Consider the following 23,087-nt stretch of genomic DNA (forward strand, 5'->3'; position numbering starts at 1 on the left):
TTCTATGATTAGGATAGCGAATGATAGATTTCACCCATGATTCCCTTCATTTGATGCACCCCTGTATCAGAATTCGTCATCATGATCATTCCTTTTTCTAGATATGGATAGGCTACTAGCATACATTGAAACCCAACACCCCAGCCAAGTGATGAAAATTCGAGTTTCTCGTCAGCCCCATCCAGAAATACACCAAGGCCTGACCATTCCTTACATCCTTGAGGTCGAAACAATTCTTTTGTTTGTGTTGCTGTTAGACCAATTTTACTTTGTCCTTTTACAGCATTCATAATATCTAATAATAATTTTGCTAAATCGTTTGGAGTAGTCCATATACCACAAGCTGCAAGATATGGATAAAGAGAATATTTTCCTGAAATTAACGCGCGATTTTGATCATGACCACAAGCTAAATTGGCCGTATTGGATGATGGAATATTGGTAGAAAATATACTGTTTGTCATGTTCAATGGCTGAAAAATAAGTTCGTCCATAAGAACTGAAAATGGTTTGCTCATTGTGTCTTCAATAAGTAATTGAATGACGCAAAAGCCTGCATCCGAATAGTGAAATTCACTTTCGGGTTCATACGTTACCTCAATTGGGGTATTGCAGTAAGGAGTTTTACCATTCAGTATTTCTACCATGGATGGCGTGTCATTGAAAGTTTCTACCGTCGTAAAACTGCCTTCTGGGTCCACAATACCGGATTGATGACAGAGTAAGTTGCGTAATGTAACTTTTTTATGCTTTGTAAATGCATTGTCAGGTACCTTCCATGAAACTAGCTTCTGATTGACATCTTCATCTAAGTCTACTAGCCTGTGTTCTACTAATTTCAACACTAAAATACTAGTTAAAAACTTGCTAATCGAACAAGCATTGAAAATTGTGTGCTCATTAATTTTATTATCGGTACCTGCTTCAGAAATACCAAAATAATCTGCCTTACTGATTTTTCCCTTGTCGATCGCTACAAGACTCAAACCAGCTACACGATCATGCTCCATACGTTCACTAATGTTCATCCTCTATTTTTCTCCTAGCTTTTTCTTTAATATAACACAAAAGGGAATAAACGTTCTTGTTTTTGGATTTATTTTGTTAACCGTGCATGTACAATCATAGATGGACTGTCTTTTGTAAAGTCACTCTTGTTCCATGAACCATATAAATGTAACAATTCAAATCCATTTTGAGCTAAAAGCCTCTTCATTTCCATTGGATATGTATAGCGAAGTAGTATGGAATCTTCGAAAGTTGAAGCTGAATGTTCCAGCTTATGTAAAGCATGGCAAGTCAAGATTTGTGTGACAGGATCATATTCTTCACGGTGTTGAATCGTTCGTTTTTCACCGTTACTATTGACCAAACTTTCTTCGTATTCATCCATATTAGAAAGCTCACATAAAATAGCATTTCTCGTATCGAATACAAATTCTCCTCCTTCATATAAGTGCTTTTTAACAGACTGCAATAAAGCATTTTGACTTTCATTACTTAAAAAATGTTGAAATGAATTACCTGTCATATAGATGAAATTTGATGAAATCGGTAATTGAAGCTGTGTACAATCTTGCACAGTAAAATGCACATGGACATTGTGCTTTTGTGCTTTATCCATCGCTAATTGAAGCATCCCTTCATGGATATCTACTGCATAAACATCGAATCCTTGCTTGGCCAGGGGAATAGCTAATCGACCTGTGCCACAAGCTAGTTCAATAATTGTATCTTTTTTCTTTTTAAGGTGATTTTCAATATAATGCAAGTCATCTTGATAATTTTCATAGAGGGTATCATATTCTATAGGGTTTTTATATTTCTCTAAATTACCACTGAATTCATTTTGATACATAAAAAATAATCTCCTTTATCTTAAATTTATGTGTGTAAATATTGTATAATTAATCCAATATTTACACAAATCATCTTTTTGTCAAAAATGAATAAGGAGGATTTTATTAGTTATGAAATTTCCTCGAAAAATACATATCATTGGCTCTATTGGTAGTGGGAAAACAACGTTAGCGAAAGAACTATCTACAAAATTCAATATCCCTCATTATGAATTAGATAATGTTGTTTGGATCAGGAGAGAATCAGGAGATATAAGAAGGACCGAACAAGAAAAGATAGATCATTTGAAAGCTATTATTCGAACTGAAACTTGGATCATTGAGGGCGTCCATAATGAAGATTGGGTAACACAAAGTTTTCATCATGCCGACTTCATTATTTTCTTAGATACAAATTATTTCATACGCATCTATCGGATCATCAAAAGATTTATTTTACAAAAACTAGGTTTAGAAAAATCGAATTACAAACCTACTTTTGCTATATTCATTAACTTGCTTAAATGGAATCGTCGTTTTGAAGAGATTGTCAAACCCGATTTTTGTCATAAATTTGAAATGTATCGTGACAAGCTATTGGTCGTTACAAATAAAAGAAAAATAGTTGAAAAAAGCATATCCAAAAATAATGGATACGCTTCTTAAATGTACATTTTAAGCATTTTTCTTCGTTTTTGTTGCTCGTTTTCTTGTTGTTGGCTTTTTGGTTTTTTCTAAGGAAGCTTGAAGTGCGGTCATTAAGTCCGTGACATTATCAGGTACCGGACGTTTATCGCTAGTGGAGATTGTATTCGTAGCTTTTTTCTCCTCAATCAGCTCCATTAAAGTATTGCGGTAGTCGTCTGTATATTTTTCAGGGTTAAATTCAGTTGTTAATTGATCAACGAGCATTAGTGCTGTTTCTAGCTCTTTTGGAACAACGTTTTGTTCACTTGGTAAGTTCGGTACATCACTCACACTTCTTACTTCATCAGGGTAATGAATGGTTTCCATCACTAGCGCGTTTTGATAAACACGGACAATTGCTAATTGCTCTTTTGAACGGATAATAATTTTGGCAACGCCTATTTTACCGGATTGCTCTAATGTTTGACGTAATAGGGAATAGGCTTTACTGCCAGTAGTATCAGGGGATAAAAAATAAGTACGTTCAAAATAAATAGGATCAATTTCGGTTAATTTCACAAAATCAATAATCTCAACGGCTTTATCCTCATTTTCCTTGCGCAAGTTTTCTAATTCTTCTTGGTCTAATACGACAAACTTATTTTTTGCATACTCATAAGCCTTCACGATATCCTCATCTTTAACTTCTTGGTTACAGCCTTCACAAACTTTTTTATAGCTAATAGGTGTATGACATTCTTTGTGGAGTTGTCGCAGTTTAATGTCTTTGTTTTCAGTAGCAGCGTGTAGTTTCACTGGTATATTGACAAGACCAAATGAGATACTGCCTTTCCAAACTGTATGCACTCGTATCACCTCGTTTTTCTTACTATGATATATTTTGCTTATTTTTATGTATCTTAAAGTGAAATCGTCAAAAACTGAAGATAAAAAGCAAAGTAGGTATTCATGTGAAACCAATGCTATTAACAGAAGTGCCTGAAACGCCAATTGGTGAAGAGTGGATGTTTGAAACGAAATATGATGGATTTAGATGTATGTTAGTATGGGACGAACAGCCAATGTTAATAAGCAGAAATGGCAATAACTTAAATCATTTGTTTCCGGAGATCCTGGATTTTTGTCATAGCCTATTTGATCAAATTAAAGCGTTTTTACCTATAACATTTGATGGTGAGTTAGTTTATTTAACGAATGATTTTAACAGTGATTTTTCGTTAGTTCAAAAAAGAGGGAGGATGCAAAATAGTGAAGTGATTGCTGCGCATGCAAGCTCCTTTCCGTTTCATTATATTGCTTTTGATTTACTAAACTTTAAAGGCGAGTCACTAACAAATAAATATTTAAAAACACGTAAACAGCAACTTTCAAAGCTTTTTACAACTTTAAAGCTCCCTGTGACTGTCAATTATGAGGATCAATGCCCTTTGCAAGCGATTAGTAGTGTGGAGCATAGTGAAACACTTTGGCATGCTATAAAGGTTTACAATGGGGAGGGAATGGTTGCGAAGAAGAAAACGAGTAAATGGATGGGAAACTCTCGCTCTACACATTGGGTAAAAATTAAAAATTGGCGATTTGTAACGGTTATCGTCACAAAATATGATCATGGAAATGGTTATTTTCACGGCTCTGTTTATCAACATAACGAGCTAGTTGAAATAGTTAGTTTTAAACATGGACTGTCAGAGGAAGAGCGTAAAACACTTATTGCTTTTTTTCAAGCGAATGGACAGAAGTGTAATGAAAAAACATGGGAACTGGAGCCATCCATCTGTGTTGATATAGCATGTATTGATTTTGATGGCAGCAAACTTCGAGAACCACGTTTCCATGCATTTCGGCTAGAGATGTTGCCAGAGGATTGTCAATGGCTGCACATGCAGCGTCAACTTTTTCCTATTCCAGATACGGTTCAGATTACGCATCCTGATAAGCCTGTTTGGCCTGAAATCGGTATTTCGAAGGATGGGTATTTGCACTATTTACAAATGATTTCTCCGTATTTATTACCTTTTCTGAGAAATCGACCGCTTACATTAATTCGATTTCCTCATGGAGTGCCTGGGGAAAGCTTTTATCAAAAAAGCAGTCCCGAGAAAATACCGGCATTTGTATCAACGGAAAGGGTAGAAGACATTAATTATCTTGTATGTAACAATCTAGAAACATTATTGTGGCTAGGTAATCAGCTTGCGTTAGAGCTACATATCCCATTCCAAACGTTGCAAACAGAGCATCCGACTGAGATTGTCTTCGATCTAGACCCTCCATCCGTAGAGCAATTTTCACTGGCCATTCGTGGGGCGCTGGATTTAAAGGAAATTATCGATTATTTTAAGCTACAATCTTTTGTTAAAACATCAGGAGGTAAAGGGGTGCAGCTCTATATACCGTTACCTGAGAATGTATTTTCCTATGAAGAGGTGCGAGTATTTACTGAATTTATTTGTCGGTTTTTATGTGAGCAAAAACCGGACTTGTATACAATCGAGCGTTTAAAGAAGAATAGGCATAAAAAATTATATTTAGATTATGTACAGCATGCAGAAGGCAAGACGATTATTGCTCCTTACTCAACTAGAGGCAATGAGAAGGGCTTAGTGGCGACGCCGTTATACTGGGAGGAGGTCAATGAACAGTTAACACCAGACCGCTTTACAATTCCAGCTGTACTGGAGCGAATGAAAAAGATGGAGAATCCATTTCGGAATTTTCGAGAAATAGGGGAGGCGCAGGATTTTCGATCTGTCCTGAATCATTTAAATGAATAAAAGCGAAGGCCAAATTACTAAGCCTTCTCTTTAACTAAACTTGAATATTGTGAATGCAATATTACAAAAACTAAAGATTTGACAACTCTCTTAATCGTTTTATATTTTGTAGGTAAAACTCTGGTGAACGCCATTCTTTAAAGATTTCAGGGATTTCAATATTCTCATTTGAGCTGCTCTTTTCTGCAATGGAAGTTAATTTAGAAATATAATTGATTATTTTTGAGATATCTTCTTTTGTACCCGTTGGACCGTGTCCGGGTACCGCCACATCAATTTCTAGTCTTTCAACCTTTTTTAAAATTTTGCTCCATTTCACAGGGTCAGACTCTTCGAAAAACGTTGGGTGACAATTCACAAATAATAAGTCCCCCATAAATATTACTTTCTCATCCGGAATATAAAGCATAGCATCACAAAAAGAATGACCTCCTCCTAATGTGAAAAAACCGTTACATGGGTTGTTAACAGTCATTGGCACGGCGACCATATTCGAGGCAACCAAACATTTAAAGATAGTATTATTATTTCAAGCCAAATTACACACTCAAAAATAAGAGACATGCATCCTTACCTGCATTTGCCACAGCCCCGCTACCTTCTTTGGCTATTGCTGCAAAGATACTTTTACTAATTTGCTCTAGCGTAAAGTGTTTACTATAAAATGCATCGTTCATTTAACTCACCCCGTATTTATTTAAATTACCTATATTTTCTATATTCGATCATGATTAAAACAATACCTTTTAGATATTAACAAAGCTGTTCTGCATCTTAATAAAAAGATTGTATGCATATTCGTCTTGCACATTAATGAATGGTGTTTTTATATGGTAAAATATGAGAATCTATTAAATTGAGATTTATCAGGGGAGGGAGGAAAGCTTACTCTAGTTTTGAATCTTTAAAGCTCGCTGTTGATGGATATATTCACTACTACAACAATACGCGTATTAAGAATAAACTCAAATGTAGTCCTGTGCAATATCGTGAAAAGATGGCTACATAGAGTGATAAAGCTAACATTTGAAAGGCAGGAGATTTAGATGGATAAGCAAAAGCAAGACATTACATTCCCGACTAAAGATGGTGTATTCAATATGAGGGTGGGCGCAATAATTCTCCGTGATGGTAACGTGCTGATGGTTAAAAATAGTCGTGACCTTTACTACTATTCTGTCGGGGGAAGAGTAAAATTACAGGAAACGATGGAAGAAGCCATCATCCGCGAATGCTTTGAAGAAACCAAAGTGCATTTTGAAGTGGATCGTTTAGTGTTTATTCATGAAAACTTTTTTCCCGTTCAAAGCGGTCCATATGGAGAAACGCAATTTCATGAAATATCATTCTTTTATTTGATGAAATCAATTGAAGTCGAAGTAAAAAGTGAAAGCTACACCAATGAAGGTATGGAAGAAAGATTAGAATGGTTACCTATTTCGAATCTTAAGGATGCCTTTCTATTCCCAGAGTTCTTTAAATCAGAACTTACTTGCTTGCCTGCTGAAATCAAACATTTCGTAACGATTCAAGAAAAAAGAACATAAAAGAAAACAGAGAGGATTTCTCCTCTCCAATTAAGTTTAAAGTACAACGCTGTTGATGCTTTAATTTTTGGAATTCTTTTTCTCTAAGTAATCGAGAATCCCCATTGCCGAAACATTTGTATCGAATGGGATGGTTTGATAAACGAGATGACTTTCTTCAATGCCATTTTCCTGTAAGTAGTTGTGTAAAAGCTTCTTTAAGCGAGTATCTAGAAATTGTACTTGTTCTTTCAAATCACTTGAGACAGTTAGTGCCTTTTCCCCTTCTGCTAGAAAGAACGGTGTCCAGTAACGCACTTGTCTATAAGCTTCAGCTGGATTTTTATACGCTCCGTAATGACCGAAATACAATTCTGTAGCATGGAGCTTCTCATAAAGCTGAATTGATTGTTCCATTGTATCTGGGTCGTACTGATTTGGTGAAGCGGAAGGAATGATTAAATCAATGGCCTCTCCATCCATCTCTGGGTAACGTACACCTGTTGTATCCCCAACAAACAAACCATTCGTCGCAGAATAAAGCATGGAAACATGATGCTTTGCATGTCCTTCTGTATGATAAAACGTTAGCTGATGTTGACCTAACGACAGTACTTCCTCATGTCCAATTTCTATAATACGCTCTGCATCGATAGGAACAATTGGATCAAATAGACGATCGAATTCTGCAGTATAAACACTTTTTGCACTTGCGATTAGACGACTAGGATCAACCATATGAGAGACACCTCGTGGATGTACAACGAATGAAGCATTTGGACAACTTTGTAAAAATAATCCCGCACCTCCAGCATGGTCTAAATGGATATGCGTAACAATTACATATTGAATATCTTCTAGAGAAATATGTAATTCCTCTAAACCCTCTATTATATAGGGTATAGACGGACTAGCAGAGGTCTCAATTAATGCAATTTTTTCATCGATTAGCAAATAGGAGCTTGTACGTTGTTCCCGATTTAAATCATGTGTATCAATACAATAAAAGTTTGGTGCAAGTTGTTGAACTCTCCCCATTTAAATAATCTCCCTTCGAATGTGTATGGAATATTCTCTAATACGCAATTTTTATCTCTAAAATTAGTTGTTATCTTTTATAATAATAGAAAAACAATCTGAGTGTCTATTCATTTTTTCAGGGGGAATCAGTCGTAGAAGACAAACAAAGATAGGAAGCTGAATAACATGACTGAGCAAAATAGACTTTTTACTAAAGTCTTTTCAGAGGAGGGTTTTTAATTGCAGCCAATACAGATAGGTGAAATACCAGATGAAATAGGAGAATATCTAAAAAACATTATCTCTATTAAGTTTCCAAGACAAGGATACACCTCGGATGTTGGGATCATTCACAATCATCAAGGCTCTTATGTTCTCAAAAGAACAAAAGGTGAATGGTTTTGTTCTTTGTTAAAAAGAGAGGTTACGGTACTAAACTGCTTGGCCAAGGAATCAAAACTACTTATTCCGAAAGTAAAGCTATTTGTTGAACAAAAGCAAAATAGTCAATGTTGGGCACTTTTTGAGTACTTACAGGGTGATACGATCCGACTTGCTTTAAAAGATGAGAAAAATAAGGAAACAAGGCAAGAAATAATATTTAACTTTGGCAAACTCTTAGCTGATATTCATTCAACGCCTTGCCCAAAGGAACTAATTCCTAATAAAAACTGGCTTGAGCAAATGATAAGTCAAGCACATGATCATCTTATGAATAATGAAGTAGATGGAACGAAGGAGTTATTGGAACAGGTTATAAAGCATAGACCAGATCATGATAAGCAGACGTTCATTCACGGAGACTTTACAATTGATAACGTATTGGTTTGCAACGGGAAAATCACAGGTGTTATTGATTGGGGGAGTGGAGCATATGGAGATCCAAGATATGATGTCTCACTAGCAATTCGACCAAAACCAAATGTTTTTGAAAATGAAATCGAAAAACAAATCTTTTTTGAAGGGTATGGTGAAAATATTATTGACGACAAAATATATGATTATTTTGTTAATGGATTATATGAGTTCTTTTAACGCTAAATTTTGGAGGTTGTTTGATTAATTATGGATATATCTATAGTTGGATTTTTTTTATTTTTAATTTTTTTAACTAATAGTGTGTTTTTATATTTCTATAAATTGAAAAACATTTCATTGATACGTATTGGATTATTCGGTGCAATTTTGTTACCAGTTGTTTTTATATCTTTGGTTAAAATAATCTCAAGTATTTTTAGTATTGGCGACGATTTCACTTATATTAGTATGTTTTTCATTATTATAGTTTTTTTCAATAGTTTGATTTATGTATTAGTTGGAATTTTTTCTGTTTTAATAGGTTTTTTAAAGGTTCAGACTAAAGATTGATGTAAATGGAAAGTGTTTTTAATATATTTATTTCATGAAGAAAGATGAAATGGGAGAATATAGAAAATAATTAAAGGTTTATATGAAGCACATTTACCAGTTAGTAATCTAGAAAACTCGATTGTATTTTATAAAAAGTTAGGGTTAGAACTCGCATATGAAAAAGGAAAAGTTGCATTCTTTTGGATCGTTAAAGGAGAAAGCTGGTTAGGTTTATGGGAAAGTGATAGTGTCCAATTAAAATACCATCCATCAATCCGACATGTAGCGTTTAAAATTGATGAAGAAGATCTTGAGCGTGTAGCAGTGTGGTTAAATTCAATTGGAATCGAAATTCGAACAGAATTTGGTTTTACTTCCGAACATCAACCTCTAGTACTACCAAACAATCCCCATGCGCATGCTGCCATCTATTTCTCAGACCCAGATGGTAATTCATTAGAATTAATGACACCATTGAGATTAGATGTTGATGAAGAATTTAAAATGATGTCTCTTGAAGAGTGGAAAGAACAGTAATTACCCTTTTTAACTATAAAACTTAAAGCATCTTAAAAAGTAGATGTGTTTCCAATTAGTAATCTTAGAACCATGGCAAGTCTTTCAGCCAAATATCCTAGGTGCTTTGTCTATTTAATTTGCATCAGATAAGAATATTATAAAATAGGATAGGAGGTGGTTTAATGTGGTTTAGTTACCATCAATATAGACAAATTAGAAGTGGTAACTATAGTGAGAGTTTTAAGTGTGATACAAATTGTCAAATGAGATATAAATGTAACGAATATGGTTGTAATGGTTATCCATATAGTGCATTTAGTATACAAGGTCCGACTGGTGCAACAGGAGCACCAGGAGATCCTGGTCCACAAGGAATAAGAGGAGCAACAGGAGCAACAGGAGATCCTGGTCCACAAGGAATAAGAGGAGCAACAGGAGCACCAGGAGATCCTGGTCCTCAAGGGATAAGAGGAGCAACAGGAGCACCAGGAGATCCTGGTCCTCAAGGAATAAGAGGAGCAACAGGAGCACCAGGAGATCCTGGTCCTCAAGGAATACAAGGAGCAACCGGAGCGACAGGAGATCCTGGCCTACAAGGAATAAGGGGGGCACCAGGAGCACCAGGAGATCCTGGCCCACAAGGAATACAAGGAGCACCAGGAGCACCAGGAGATCCTGGTCCACAAGGAATACAAGGAGCAACAGGAGCAACAGGAGATCTCGGCCCACAAGGAATACAAGGAGCAACCGGAGCAATGGGAGATCCCGGTCCACAAGGAATACAAGGAGCACCAGGAGATCCTGGTCCACAAGGAATAAGAGGAGTAACGGGAGCAACAGGAAATCCCGGTCCACAAGGAATAAGAGGGGCAACGGGAGCAACGGGAGATCCTGGTCCACAAGGAATAAGAGGAGCAACCGGAGCACAGGGAGACACAGGAGATCTCGGCCCACAAGGAATACAAGGAGCAACGGGAGCAACGGGAGATCCTGGTCCACAAGGAATAAGAGGAGCAACCGGAGCAACAGGGGATCCCGGTCCACAAGGAATAAGGGGGGCAACTGGAACAACAGGGGATCCTGGCCTTCAAGGAATAAGAGGGGCAACGGGAGCAACGGGAGGTCCTGGTCCACAAGGAATAAGAGGAGCAACTGGAACAACAGGGGATCCTGGCCTTCAAGGAAATACTGGAGCAACAGGTCCAACTGGGCCAAGCGGTTCGGGATTAATGGAAGTTTTTCTTAGTACCGATCAATCAGTAGGTAACCATGACTTCCTTGGAACAGGAAATTCATCAGCTTCGTTTGTTAGAAGCTCCATAGTCATCCCAGAAAATGCTATTATTAAAAGTTTAACTTTGAATATACGTGACCATGCTCTAAGTGCAGGACAAACAGCTTCAGCACAAATATATATAAGTACAAATTGTGGGTTTACTGCACCTGTAGCTACTGGAATCATTGCTACAATTACAGGACCCAATGCGTCTACATCCCCAAATTGTTGTGCAACAGCAACAGCAAATTTTTTAGTAAATAGATGTACACTTCTCTCCGTGGAAGTGACAACAACTGGTGGTGCATTTTCTAACGGTGTTTCTGCAACTATTCTATTTAATACTATATGATTGAATGAAAATCGCATTAAATATAGAAAAACCCCGAATAGGTCCACTAATCGGGGTTCAGTTCACTATAGGATAGACTTTTTTCAAGGTGTCTAACTATTAATTTCAATTACATGGAAAGCAAACATTATGAATAATATTGCTAATAGTGAACACATCCATGGTGTTCGATCAAAAAAGAATTTATTTCATAATCTATATTCTTTTTTGATCGAACAGTTACATTTTCATTTCATTGCTGTCATTTGTATATTTAAATGTGATCGCAAAAATTATGGCTAAAACGAAAGTATAGGCTCCGAAAAATAACCAAATATTATGCCAATTTCTTACTCCGTCAACTGTGAAATAGTCAACTACTGTTCCGCTAAAGATAGCCCCCACATAGGCGCCGATTCCATTGACCATTGTGCTGAATAATCCTTGAGCGCTTGCCCGAATTCGAGGATCGGCTTCTTTTTCTACAAAAATGGCCCCCGAAATATTAAAGAAATCAAATGCACATCCGTAAACAATCATCGATAACAATAACAAGAAGAATCCTACACCGACTGGACTTCCGTATCCAAATAATACAAAACGTAATGTCCATGCCACCATGCTGATGAGTATTACTTTCTTAATACCAAATCTACGTAAGAAAAAAGGGATGGTCAGAATAAAGAATACTTCTGAAATTTGTGACACTGATAATAAAATAGCTGGGTATTTAACAGCAAAGCTATCTTTATATTCTGGGTTCAACGCGAAGTCGTGTAAAAAAGGATCACCAAATGTATTCGCAATTTGAAGTGCAACACCTAGTAGCATTGAAAAAAGGAAAAACAATGCCATTTTTTTTTGTTTAAAAAGAATGAAAGCGTCAAGTCCCAAAAGGCTTAGCAACGACTTATCCTTTATTGCATTGGAAGTTGGGCAATTTGGAAGAGAAAATGAGTATAGTGCAAGTAACATTGACGCTCCACTAGCTATGAAAAGCTGAATATTACTTAATTCAAGTTTAGCAAGACTGATAATCCACATTGCAAGTATAAATCCAATTGTCCCGTAGACACGAATAGGTGGGAAGTCCTTTACAATATCAAACCCTTCTTTTTCTAGGCTAACATAAGAAATTGTGTTCGATAAGGCAAGTGTTGGCATATAAACGACGGAGTTAAAGAACATTATCCAAAACATGAAAGTTGGATCTGAAATTTGAGCAGCGACAAATAAGGTAATCGCACCGAGGAAATGTAATATTCCATATAAAATATTTGCTTTTACCCAACGATCGGCAATAATGCCTATAAGACTTGGCATAAAAATGGCAGCAAGACCAATTGAACTATACACAATTCCAACTTGTGAGCCAGTAAAATTCAACGTATTGATCATATAAGAGCCGAGTGTAACAAGCCACGATCCCCAAATGAAAAATTGCAGAAAAATCATTATTTTTAGACGTAATTTTATGTTCATTTTTTCCTCCTATAGAAGGTGATGTAGTTCTTTTTTGGCTAAAAATGGCACTAGCAAGCCATCCTGCGATATTTCTTTTATAATTTGAGCTAATACTGTTGTTTTTATGAATTTATCATGCATTAATCGTTCATCAATAAATTCTTTGTTCTTATTTGAGGAAATACAAAGTCCTTCTTCCACGGACTCTATAACTGTGGACATACCTACAGCATTTACTCCTAATGTCAGATTCATACGAATTTTTCATTTTGCATTTACTGTCCATTACGATGTACATGGTCTGTTGCTTGATTTTCAATAGTAGGATTCAAAAGTTCTCATTTTTCCAGGATGATGCATGCAGTGGAGCAATTCTTTTCAGCCAACTATGATTATTAAGTTTGATATATAACAATATTTATTTATTGTTTTTCGATAAATAAATATTGACTAAGGATTAGAGTTCGGGTATTCTGATTATAGAAAGTTGAGAAAGCGGTGGGGCATTAAACAGTAAGAATTGTCAAATTGGTTGAAGTTTATAATTGTGTTTTGCGCATTAGTATGGTCTTTCGATTCAAAACGCAAACAGGATAGAACAAATAAGTGGTATTAGAAAATAAACTAACTTTAATGGAGGAATATATTATGAAAATAAAATATGTAATTGCATCTACACCCATTCTTTTAGGAGTAATCTGCTTTCTTGCAAAGGCTATCATAGGAAGTAATGTAGCTGCAGATGGCACTTTAGAAGAACCTTTCTTCTTGATTCCAATCGGATTTTTATTATTCTTCTTAGGGATTGTGTCATTAGCTGGTGTGGCGCTGATTTCAATGTTTAAAAAAACACAAGTTTTAAACTAATAAAATGAATTCTTCTATAGCAAGCTACCAACTATAAAATATCTTTAAATTGAAATGATCAGGATTCTCTTAATGAGATCCTGGTCTTTTTTTTTGTATTCATCTTTAAAATTAATAAATTTGTAAGGAATGAGTAAGAAAAAAGAGAAAATCGATTCGTACTATTAAAGTACAAAATGAAAGGAGAGAGAATCCGTGCTTAAACTGATGGTTGTAGTCATTTCCCTAGCATCCAGCTATATGGCATTAAAATCTACAGTTGGGATAGGACTGAAGTTACAAAATATTTAGCATTCATGAATATACTTTTGAAATTCGCATTTATCATTTTTTTAGCTGCTATGTTTTTCCATATAGTAATGGATGAATACAAGCATAATGATGGCTTACCAATACTCAACATAATGAGTGTTGCTTTAATGACCGCGCAGTGAGATGACTATGGAAGAGGAGAGATGAGAGCACGTTACTGCTACTAAATCTGGAATTGAAGAAATTTAAATTTGGTTGATATGTAAAAGAGGATGCGATTTAACTTGAAGTACGGACAAACAAAAGAAGGTGCAAATGGGCTGTCATTTATAAAATCTAAGTTTAAGGAGAGATTGAGATGCAATTAGAAAGTATTTTTTTCAATCCATCATTTAGTACTCCGTTTTTTATGATTTTATCAATAGTATCTATAATAATTGGATTAAGCTTGATCATTTTTGGCCTTGTAAAGCAAAAAAAATTTAAAAAGAGTATGGTAGCGACAGGTTGTATTGTTATAGGTTCTTTAATTATTATTTCACATACAATCCAGATCATTGTGAGAGTAATTTAACTTCTTTCAGCAAATGTCTTTTGTATCGAAAGAGTAGCGACTGGTACAGAAGTCTCCCAACTCTATAGGTGGTGAGATGAATGCGGATTTAAGGTTCTAAAAGGGGATTTTCGCCAAGAATCAGCAAATAGTGGAAGGCAGAAACGTTGATTTAACAACATTCCTGCCTTTTTAATTTCACACAAATTATTTTAAAAGATACTTATTGGACAATCTTAACCGTTAAGATCTGCTTATAAAATTAAAGAATCTGTGTTAACTCTGAGTTCACTACTCTTTGAGCAGTAATGATAACACCTGAAGCTGTTAATCCGTAAACGCTATATAATCCGCCAGGTTGATTTGGAGCAATTTCAACTTCATATTGAAGCGCATTTCCTACGCTAGCATTTATAAAAGTAGAAGAATTAGCACTTACGTTAAAAGCAGTCGTTGATAGTAATTGTCTAGTACCGTTCAGTTTAAAAACTCTGATGAATCCGGAAAGTAAGCCTCCAGTGAGATTGAGGACTTTAATACGAACGCTAGTAGCATCAGCTGGTAGATTTCCTGTGTTTTCAATTGGACCAGTAGTTAAAGGCATTTGAAATTCACCTCCTTGCCAAATCAAAGTTTTATAATCTGCAGATTACATTTTATAGTATTCAAACTCTATTGAATTGCTTTAGTCATATTAATCAATTTGTTATAAATTAAAGGGAAATGTGAGTGGTTTAAAGGAAAAATAATTTAAGATAAATCTGGATCCCGCGAGAAGAAACATATACTAAGCCTAGTTTCTAATTGAAAACAACCGATATTTTTTTCACCATCAAATATACAAAAGGTATATTAACCTAGTGACATTCTGAAATCATTGATTCGTGTTTTTGGATAATATGTGTAGTGGCGCTGCGTATGTGGGTATTCAAAATAAATCTTGCATGGATTGAATCTCAATGACCTTCGCAGTAAAAAAACCTTCATATCATGCACATCAAAAATTAGAAACAGTAGGTCGCAAATTAAGGTCATAAGTTATTTATGATCCAACTAAAAAATGCAGAAGATGCAAGACTTATAGGCAACTACGTAGCATCGGGAAAGAGCTTGAGCAGATTAGTCGTTTACGTAGGTGGAGAAAGTAAGAAAAATTTAAATCCTCGAGTACAGAAGTCCTAGCTGACCTACTCGAGGAAAAAATAAATACTATTAAGGATATAAATAGTATAACTTTTCTGAAAACTATTTAAAAGGTTAATAGAAAGAAAATGTGGAGTAAATAAGAAGTGATGAAATGGACTGTGAACATAAAACAATCGTTTTAGCTAATGCAGTAGGAAAGGAGCCAGAATCATGCGGTTATGAAGTAGACTTTCTTGTTAGGTGTGGTGATTGTGAACCTGAGTTCTTTCGCACAAACGAATACAAAAAAGAAATAATCAATATATCGAAACATTAATTTGTACTTGAAAGAAAATGTGAAGTACTCGGATGGGTATCATGTTCGTTTATAAATTATCGGTGGATGGCGAAATCCACCACCGTAAGTACATCCCCCTATGGTTCTAATATTTAAGGCTATTGGCGTAGATTTGCTCAGTATGAGGTATGTGGCGACCCTATGTTATAGAAATTGATAATATCTAACTATTCGCTTCAATTTATGCTCCTGTAAAAACAATTTTTTCAATAAAAGCCTGGGTGGATTGAGGATCTTGAGATAATATTTGTCCAGTAAGATAGTAAATATTGAGTCCAGTAGGCGGCGAGAGGTCTACGAAGGTGAAGATGGTAGTATTGTCATTTGCAAATCCGCTATCCACTACGCTATCATTGATGCGGAAAATTGGTGTTGTTGTGAAGAACAATACAAAGAAATAGACAATTCTATAAGGAACCCAAATGATTAGTGAACATTTGAAAGATATTGTTCAGTCAACAAGAACAAGGAAACACCGCATAAACAAATAAGCGGTGTTCACAAAAATTATTTGAATATAAATGAAAACTCAACTTTTACCAGTTTTATGATTTAACCTTTAATCCTAGTAATGAAGCAAATCCAACAGCTTGTTCTGAGGATACTTCACAACCTTTCAAGCTTTCTAAAGTAACATTAAGTCTTTCAAATTTACATGTGCTAATATCAATTCCTTTTAGAGATGTTTGAGAAAAATCAACATCATTAATATCACTTTGAGAAAATATCACTTTACTAAGTAAGCATTCATAATAGTTTGCACCTTGTAGGGATGAATTATCGAATATTACATGTTTAAAACGAGTCTCTGAAAAGTCACATAAATTTGCAATACAATTTTCAAACGAAACGTTACCTAGATTTGCTACTGTTAAATCTAATCCTAATAATTTACAGTTTTCAAATTTGACTCTGTGTATTATGCCTTCACTAAAGCTGGAATTAGATAAATCACAGTTTTCAAAAATCACATCAGTCAAATCAATTTTTCTAAAAGATACATCTATGAATCTTACATTTTTAAAGATAACTTTAGATAAAACTAGTCTTTCAACAACCTCTTCAGTAATTACTGTGTTAGAGATAATGCAATTTGATAAATAGGGTTCTTCTTCATAAAAAATATCTTGAAAATTAGCTTTTTCTAAATACGAGGGTAATTTTGGTAATTCGATTTTGAAACTTCTTGCCACAATAGCACACCTCTCAAATGCAGTTATTTACTATTTATATAATATCACTAGCGTCGCATTAAAATAATTCAACGTATTTTTAAAAACTGAATTTTCTGCAATATTATCCGTGCATAAAAAAAGCCTTTATAATGGTTGGGTGGTAGTAAACCATCCAAATCCAAAATAAAGGACATAAGCATGGATAAGTTTACACGAAAAACTTCATTTGAACAATGGTTTTCACCTATTTCTTCTACACAAATGGAGAAATTAGTTGAAATTCATCAATTAAATTACTATACAAAGAAGCTTCACATCGCTTCATTCTTGAAATTATTACTGTTTGCGCAACTGAATGAAACCGAAAGTCTACGTGCCATTAGTGACACGCTGTTATCAGACGACTTACAAAAAGCAACGTATTTAGAGTCCATCAGCTTTTCGCAGTTAGGTCGGCGATTAAACCAAGTGCCAACTGAGTTTTTCCAACAAATTTTTCTAGACTTAGTCGGGCAAATTCATGAGAAAACGCATTTTGAGCAGCGCCGAAAAACCACAACACCACTAAAAATCATTGATTCTAGCACATTGCCATTGAACTTAAACAACCATAGATGGGCTGAATTCCGTAAAACAAAATCAGGTGTGAAGTTACATTTGCGCCTTGTTTACCTAGAAAAAGGTTGTTCGTACCCTGATAAAGCGGTGCTGACGAATGCGAAAGAACATGATCGTGGTCAGCTTGAAATTCTCGTTGATGACAAGGAGTGCTTGTACGTGTTTGACCGAGGCTACTTAGATTATGAGCGCTTTGACCGCATGACAGATGACGGACTTTTCTTTGTCTCACGCTTGCGAAAAAACGCCGTAACACGTGTGATTGAATCATTTAAAGTACCTGAACAGTCATCGGTGTTATCGGATGAAATGATTCTGATTGGCAACACGCAAAATCGTGCTGAAAATGTATTTCGCCGTATCGAAGTAATAGATCCAAACGGTAAAGAGCTACATCTGATTACGAATCGTTTTGATTTAAGCGCAGATGAAGTCGCTAAACTGTATAAGTCACGCTGGGCAATCGAACTGTTTTTCAAGTGGATGAAACAGCATCTGAACATTAAAAAGTTCTACGGGCAAAGCGAGCAAGCTGTGCATAATCAGGTGTACATTGCGATGATCGTTTACTGCTTAAACGTGCTAGCACAGCTTTACACAAACAGTTCACTGACGTACTTACAAATTAGTAGGTACTTAAAAGCAACACTATGGAAGCCAGCACGTATTTGGCTTCGGGAAATCGAAGGAACTACGGTACCATAAGGATTTAGAACTGTCAGTTGCCCCGGTCAAAGGTTATAGTAAAAAAATGGATGTTTACTATCTCTATTTAAGTATCTTTCATTTTCTTTAAAAACGGAAGAAATAGAAAACAGAAAATTCAATTAAAATTCATGCGACATTAGTGATATAATATTAAATAAAAAGACTTAATTTTATAAGACTTTATTTTTTCGTAAAAGTGTGTGCAAGATGATTGTTCTATTTTCATTTAATTCTCAAATTGTGCAGTATTATTGTCTAAAACTATCTATTCAAAAATACACTAGCCAGTAACTCAAAGTTCATCAGATATGATGAACTTTTTTTATGAGTGAAAATGACATTATTCGAATTCAAAGTTTCCCCTATGATTATGATTTTGGAAGTACTGACATCCAATATGTATGTGGAATGAGTGTCCCACCAATTATGATGAAAAAAATTGCTGAACAAGTATATCTTCAATGGTTTAAATAAAAGGCTGTTTTCCCAAAAATTGTTGCAGTAAAAACAGAAAGCTATTTTCAAAAAGATTGTTGTTATTCAACTAACGGAGCAGACTGGTTGAATAAGAAGGGATATTTGTAAGAATGTTGAAGTAGTATAGAATATCGTTTATCTCAGGCTTAATAACAGGAATGTCTAGTTGATAAGGGGGAGCAATATGAGGAACAAAATGATTATGTTGATTTCTGTGCTACTCTTAATGTCACTTGTCGGTTGTGACAATACTGATAAGAACGAAACACGGGAGGTTAGTTCTACTTTTTCATTGCCCGTTACTTTTGGTGATGGGACAAAAGGTGAGTATTTGTTGATTGGTGAAGAAGGGAAAGTTGGTTTCTTGGTTGGATCGGGTAAAAAAGGTGAGGCAGTAGAAGAAAAGATTATTGCTAATAAAGCAAATAAACATATGTGGTATTTCTGGGGAGAGAAAGATAGTATCAGTGGTAATTTTAAAGTAGTTGGAATTGACAAAGAAGGGAAAGAACATCCAGTGTTGTTATCTGGCAATGATAAAGTAATTATTTGGGGAACTAGTTATAAACGTTGAAGAGAGTTAAATCATCTTCAACTAGGGTGTTTTAGTTTAATTTTTCGATTCATCCATACAAAAAGGCAAATTTATTCTAAACGTTTTGTAGATTAAATCTGTCTTTTTGTTTTAACAGCAACAATCTTTGAGAAAACAGCATAAATAAAAGAAAGCTGTCATTTTAATCAATCTTTATTCAAAATGAGAGCTTTTTATGTACAGTTAAATCAAAGATTTAGTGTGATTGATAATCAAACTTTATTCTAAAACAACATGTGATAAGAGATAATAAAGTTGTTTAATTCTTATTGAACTAACGGTGCAGTTAAGTTGAAGAAGAAATGGATATAAATTCTAAATATGGAGGTTTTCCATGAGATTAAGACCTTAGCGATAATGATATTAAAAAAATCGAAAATACTCTTCAAGCTATTAATGAAAAATTTCATACATCTGAAAGCATTGCGATATATGGAAAAAAAGATGGAGTCAATGACATACAATATTTCTATTTAGATTTTAATGAAGCTGAATACTTTTTTCCAATAAATACAAGAATGGAAGAGAACTTGATAACTGAATTATTTTATCTAACTGAAGGATTTGATGCAGGGAAATATTATATTGTACATCGCTATTTTCCAGATTGGTTTTATTTATTCCCAGTTGGATTGTTTACTGTAAGTGGAGTGTTATTTATACTTTGGTTTTTATTTCAAATTAAACATGTTTACACCACAAGACTTATTAAACTCAAACTTAAAACACATTAATTAATCACTAATGGGTTGCGATGCTTTTAATAAGACATCGCTTTTTAATTTGATTTATGAAAAAGAATGTGAAGTATTCTTATTCAACTCCCATGAAAGAACTTAATTATCTTTCATTTTCAGTGATGTAGCGCTGGTTTTTGTGCTACATGGATGGCTAACGGGGTGCTTTAGTTGTGCGAAATGTTCCTAGTTCAAATGGATGATGGTTACATCAATCTGGTAAAGGCTAGGCAGTTCCTTTCGGAATTGAAGGGTTATATCGAAGAATCAAATGACAGGGTAACGCCTGAAATGGTTCTCTCTTAGTCGAATAGCACTTGATTTAGTAAGAATGATGGTGTTATAAGCTCGGCGAAAAGGTGTGAGAAATTACCGTACCAGTTCGGCTGACGAAAGCCTACCTCGATGGAGTGGTGTAATTCATGGTGCTTGAGTTGAATGAATATGGTGAGAATGCTAATTATAAACCTATAAGAAAAGGTTAAGCTGACGAACTTCTGAATGTACGGGTCTATAAGCACGATACATAGAAATGTGTATATCACCAAATTGTGAGGTTAGTTGTGGGTGAGTAAAACTAACTAATATGAAAATCCATGATACGTTACAGGCGTATGAATACTAACAGGCTTAGAGGAAGCACCTAAGTTCATTCCATAATAGATATAATTCAACGTTGTAAGCTGATAACGTGGAGGACTTACTTCCATTGAAACGGTGGCAAGGAAAATATTAATGATAATAGTTACTGTATAACTTGTCTTAATATCAGTGAAAGTGGTGGCACAGTACCGTTGAAGCGTGTAATGAACGTGGAGGGATAGCCACTAGACTAATAAAGATTTATTCAACCAAGTAAGGCAGTTCTTTATCGGTTAATAAGGTTCTCGTGAGACTAAAAGAGGTTTAACTCCGAAAGGGGTCACCAACTTATTGAAACGGAAGAAATTGAGGCATAATGAGTATTATAGTATGCAAGATTGTTTTGATACACTTTATGCTCAAAGTGTCAGTGGTCATCACTTCTATGACTTAACAGAATTAATGAGTTCTAAAGACAATATACGTCTAGCCTACCGAAACATCAAAAGAAATACAGGTAGCAAAACTGCTGGAACCGATAAATTAACAATCAATGATATCTTGCATTTAACTGTAGAAGATGTAATAGCAAGAGTTCAAGCTATGTTTAAATGGTATGAATCACAACCAGTAAGACGGGTTCTCATTCCTAAAGGAAAGGATAAAACTAGACCTTTAGGGATACCAACGATTTGGGATAGAATCTTTCAACAATCCATACTGCAAATTTTAGAGCCAATTTGTGAAGCAAAATTCCATAAACATAGTTATGGGTTTAGACCGAATCGGAGCACTCATCATGCCAAAGCTAGACTTGAGTTCCTTATCAATCAGACTGGGCTTCATCATTGTGTTGATGTAGATATTAAGGGTTTCTTTGATAATGTTAATCATAGTAAGCTTTTAAAACAAATATGGTCTCTAGGCATAAGAGATAAATCACTCCTCTCTATTATATCTAGGCTACTAAAAGCAGAGATTGAAGGAGAGGGTATTCCTACAAAAGGTACTCCGCAAGGAGGTATTTTGTCACCGTTATTATCCAACATTGTATTAAATGAATTGGATTGGTGGGTTAGTAACCAATGGGAAACGTTTGAAAGCAGATATACATACTCCACTAATGGCAGTAAATATCAGCATTTAAAGAAAACAGCTTTAAAAGAGTGCTTCATTGTCCGATATGCGGACGATTTTAAAATAATGTGCCGAACTAGGTCAAACGCAATAAAAATGAACTACGCATTGAAAGACTTCTTGAGAAAAAGGCTTCATTTGGAGTCAAGTGAAGAAAAATCAAAGGTCGTTAATTTAAAGAAAAACTCATCGGAGTTTCTAGGCTTTTCAATAAAAGCCATAAGAAAGGGTAAGACCAGATTTGGTTATGTAGCAAAGTCTGATATGTCTAAAAAAGCTAAAGCAAATGCTTTCCAAAAGATAAAAGAAGCCATAAGGGTTATCAAGAGAAAGCCTTGTATTCAGACAGTTTGGAATTTTAATACCGTTGTGATGGGAATACAAAACTATTACTCAGCTGCAACTCAAATTACAATTAATCTGAATGAGTTAAATCTCCACCTACGCAAGACGTTATACAATCAACTAAAGAATATTAGAACCGAGGCAAGGTTCCATGAGATGACTAAGACTTTACAGAAGAGGTACAAGGGATACAAGGCTAAACTGTATAAGATACAGAACATGGTTTTTGTCCCTATCCATGCACAACGATGGAGAAAGACACTAGGTTTTTCACAAATAATTTGTAATTTTACAGTCGAAGGTAGAGCGAAAATTCATAATAGCTTAAAGGCTATCAATAAAAATACTCTTTCTTACATCATGAGAAACTACATTCCAAATAGATCTATTGAGTACAACGACAACAGAATCAGTAAGTTCATTGCCCAGTATGGCAAATGTGCCATTTTAGGTGAAGAATTAGGTATTAATGATTGGCATTGTCATCATATCAATCCGTTGAACATTTCAAAAGATGATAGTTATTCGAACTTAATAATTTTGAATAAGACTATACATCAACTTATACATTTGAAAGACAAGGCAAAAATTAAAACACTCTTAAAAGCTGTAAAGCTTTCGAATAAGCAAATAGAAAAAGTAAATAATTTACGACTGAAATGTAACAATGAAATAATCTAATAATGGAAGAAAAGCACTCGTCTGCTTAAGACATAGAAAGAATAAATTGGATTAGTTGGAACGCCGTATGCGATGAAAGTCGCACGTACGGTGTGAACAGGGGGAAAAGCTGGCGATAATTTCAAAGGCTT

22 protein-coding genes and 1 pseudogene are annotated in these 23,087 nt (G+C 35.0%); 13 read left to right on the plus strand and 10 right to left on the minus strand.

All coding sequences use genetic code 11. The features are described from left to right. Nucleotides 1-8: 8 nt before the first annotated feature. A complete protein-coding gene (locus tag ACB089_RS11455) occupies nt 9-1,028 on the minus strand; it encodes a serine hydrolase domain-containing protein (RefSeq protein WP_374966508.1) in 1,020 nt (339 codons plus the stop codon). Nucleotides 1,029-1,096: 68 nt separating this feature from the next. Next, nucleotides 1,097-1,858 (minus strand): class I SAM-dependent methyltransferase, encoded by a 762-nt coding sequence (locus ACB089_RS11460; RefSeq protein ID WP_374966509.1) that lies wholly within the window; start codon nt 1,856-1,858, stop codon nt 1,097-1,099. A 112-nt stretch (nt 1,859-1,970) separates the two neighbouring features. Here ACB089_RS11460 and ACB089_RS11465 point away from each other — a divergent pair, with 112 nt between their 5' ends. Then, nucleotides 1,971-2,504, plus strand: a complete 534-nt coding sequence (locus ACB089_RS11465) for an AAA family ATPase (protein ID WP_374966510.1) — start codon at nt 1,971-1,973, stop codon at nt 2,502-2,504. A 9-nt stretch (nt 2,505-2,513) separates the two neighbouring features. Here ACB089_RS11465 and ACB089_RS11470 read toward each other — a convergent pair whose 3' ends face one another. Further along, complete coding sequence (locus ACB089_RS11470) at nt 2,514-3,332, minus strand: Ku protein (protein ID WP_374966511.1); 819 nt, start codon at nt 3,330-3,332, stop codon at nt 2,514-2,516. Between the two features lie 104 nt (nt 3,333-3,436). Here ACB089_RS11470 and ACB089_RS11475 point away from each other — a divergent pair, with 104 nt between their 5' ends. Next, nucleotides 3,437-5,260, plus strand: a complete 1,824-nt coding sequence (locus ACB089_RS11475; protein WP_374966512.1) for a DNA ligase D — start codon at nt 3,437-3,439, stop codon at nt 5,258-5,260. 70 nt (nt 5,261-5,330) lie between these two features. Here the strand turns inward: ACB089_RS11475 and ACB089_RS11480 are convergent, their stop codons facing one another. Then, nucleotides 5,331-5,735: an MBL fold metallo-hydrolase gene (locus ACB089_RS11480; RefSeq protein WP_374966513.1), complete on the minus strand. Its 405-nt coding sequence runs from the start codon at nt 5,733-5,735 to the stop codon at nt 5,331-5,333. Nucleotides 5,736-5,799: 64 nt separating this feature from the next. Beyond that, nucleotides 5,800-5,937 (minus strand): hypothetical protein, encoded by a 138-nt coding sequence (locus tag ACB089_RS11485; protein WP_374966514.1) that lies wholly within the window; start codon nt 5,935-5,937, stop codon nt 5,800-5,802. Between the two features lie 179 nt (nt 5,938-6,116). On the opposite strand from ACB089_RS11485, the gene ACB089_RS11490 reads away from it, so the two are divergent. Both ACB089_RS11490 and ACB089_RS11495 read left to right on the plus strand, forming a co-directional pair. Then, on the plus strand, nt 6,117-6,269 hold the full coding sequence (locus ACB089_RS11490) for an IS3 family transposase (RefSeq protein ID WP_374966515.1): 153 nt from the start codon (nt 6,117-6,119) through the stop codon (nt 6,267-6,269). Nucleotides 6,270-6,306: 37 nt separating this feature from the next. Next, on the plus strand, nt 6,307-6,807 hold the full coding sequence (locus tag ACB089_RS11495) for an NUDIX hydrolase (protein WP_374966516.1): 501 nt from the start codon (nt 6,307-6,309) through the stop codon (nt 6,805-6,807). A gap of 60 nt (nt 6,808-6,867) precedes the next feature. On the opposite strand, the gene ACB089_RS11500 is transcribed toward ACB089_RS11495, so the two are convergent. Next, entirely contained in the window at nt 6,868-7,824 is a 957-nt protein-coding gene (locus tag ACB089_RS11500; RefSeq protein ID WP_374966517.1) for an MBL fold metallo-hydrolase, read from the minus strand. Between the two features lie 222 nt (nt 7,825-8,046). Here ACB089_RS11500 and ACB089_RS11505 point away from each other — a divergent pair, with 222 nt between their 5' ends. The 3 genes from ACB089_RS11505 (at nt 8,047) to ACB089_RS11515 (ending at nt 11,303) form a co-directional block, all read left to right on the plus strand. Further along, on the plus strand, nt 8,047-8,841 hold the full coding sequence (locus tag ACB089_RS11505; protein WP_374966518.1) for a phosphotransferase family protein: 795 nt from the start codon (nt 8,047-8,049) through the stop codon (nt 8,839-8,841). Between the two features lie 399 nt (nt 8,842-9,240). Then, nucleotides 9,241-9,693, plus strand: coding sequence for a VOC family protein (locus ACB089_RS11510; RefSeq protein ID WP_374967546.1), 453 nt, complete (start codon nt 9,241-9,243; stop codon nt 9,691-9,693). Between the two features lie 164 nt (nt 9,694-9,857). Continuing rightward, nucleotides 9,858-11,303 (plus strand): exosporium protein, encoded by a 1,446-nt coding sequence (locus tag ACB089_RS11515; RefSeq protein WP_374966519.1) that lies wholly within the window; start codon nt 9,858-9,860, stop codon nt 11,301-11,303. Between the two features lie 219 nt (nt 11,304-11,522). Here ACB089_RS11515 and ACB089_RS11520 read toward each other — a convergent pair whose 3' ends face one another. Together ACB089_RS11520 and ACB089_RS11525 are read right to left on the minus strand one after the other, a co-directional pair. Then, entirely contained in the window at nt 11,523-12,764 is a 1,242-nt protein-coding gene (locus ACB089_RS11520) for a nucleoside permease (protein WP_374966520.1), read from the minus strand. 9 nt (nt 12,765-12,773) lie between these two features. Next, nucleotides 12,774-13,001 (minus strand): hypothetical protein, encoded by a 228-nt coding sequence (locus ACB089_RS11525; protein ID WP_374966521.1) that lies wholly within the window; start codon nt 12,999-13,001, stop codon nt 12,774-12,776. Between the two features lie 393 nt (nt 13,002-13,394). Here ACB089_RS11525 and ACB089_RS11530 point away from each other — a divergent pair, with 393 nt between their 5' ends. Further along, on the plus strand, nt 13,395-13,613 hold the full coding sequence (locus ACB089_RS11530; protein ID WP_374966522.1) for a DUF3955 domain-containing protein: 219 nt from the start codon (nt 13,395-13,397) through the stop codon (nt 13,611-13,613). A gap of 610 nt (nt 13,614-14,223) precedes the next feature. Continuing rightward, nucleotides 14,224-14,439: a hypothetical protein gene (locus ACB089_RS11535; RefSeq protein WP_374966523.1), complete on the plus strand. Its 216-nt coding sequence runs from the start codon at nt 14,224-14,226 to the stop codon at nt 14,437-14,439. A 241-nt stretch (nt 14,440-14,680) separates the two neighbouring features. Here the strand turns inward: ACB089_RS11535 and ACB089_RS11540 are convergent, their stop codons facing one another. Further along, nucleotides 14,681-15,022: an ATPase gene (locus ACB089_RS11540; RefSeq protein WP_374966524.1), complete on the minus strand. Its 342-nt coding sequence runs from the start codon at nt 15,020-15,022 to the stop codon at nt 14,681-14,683. 1,424 nt (nt 15,023-16,446) lie between these two features. Beyond that, nucleotides 16,447-17,094, minus strand: a complete 648-nt coding sequence (locus ACB089_RS11545; RefSeq protein ID WP_374966525.1) for a pentapeptide repeat-containing protein — start codon at nt 17,092-17,094, stop codon at nt 16,447-16,449. Nucleotides 17,095-17,274: 180 nt separating this feature from the next. Here ACB089_RS11545 and ACB089_RS11550 point away from each other — a divergent pair, with 180 nt between their 5' ends. From ACB089_RS11550 to ltrA, 4 genes and pseudogenes are all read left to right on the plus strand, one after another. Continuing rightward, complete coding sequence (locus tag ACB089_RS11550; protein ID WP_374966526.1) at nt 17,275-18,399, plus strand: IS4 family transposase; 1,125 nt, start codon at nt 17,275-17,277, stop codon at nt 18,397-18,399. A gap of 277 nt (nt 18,400-18,676) precedes the next feature. Continuing rightward, nucleotides 18,677-18,876: pseudogene (locus tag ACB089_RS11555) on the plus strand (DNA cytosine methyltransferase); the annotation flags it as partial. Between the two features lie 187 nt (nt 18,877-19,063). Further along, nucleotides 19,064-19,453, plus strand: a complete 390-nt coding sequence (locus ACB089_RS11560; RefSeq protein ID WP_374966527.1) for a hypothetical protein — start codon at nt 19,064-19,066, stop codon at nt 19,451-19,453. A gap of 1,730 nt (nt 19,454-21,183) precedes the next feature. Continuing rightward, entirely contained in the window at nt 21,184-22,956 is a 1,773-nt protein-coding gene (ltrA, locus tag ACB089_RS11565) for a group II intron reverse transcriptase/maturase (RefSeq protein ID WP_374967547.1), read from the plus strand. The last annotated feature ends 131 nt before the right edge of the window (nt 22,957-23,087 follow it).

It is taken from the genome of Lysinibacillus sp. RS10, from assembly GCF_041956855.1.
Taxonomy (GTDB): domain Bacteria; phylum Bacillota; class Bacilli; order Bacillales_A; family Planococcaceae; genus Lysinibacillus; species Lysinibacillus xylanilyticus_A.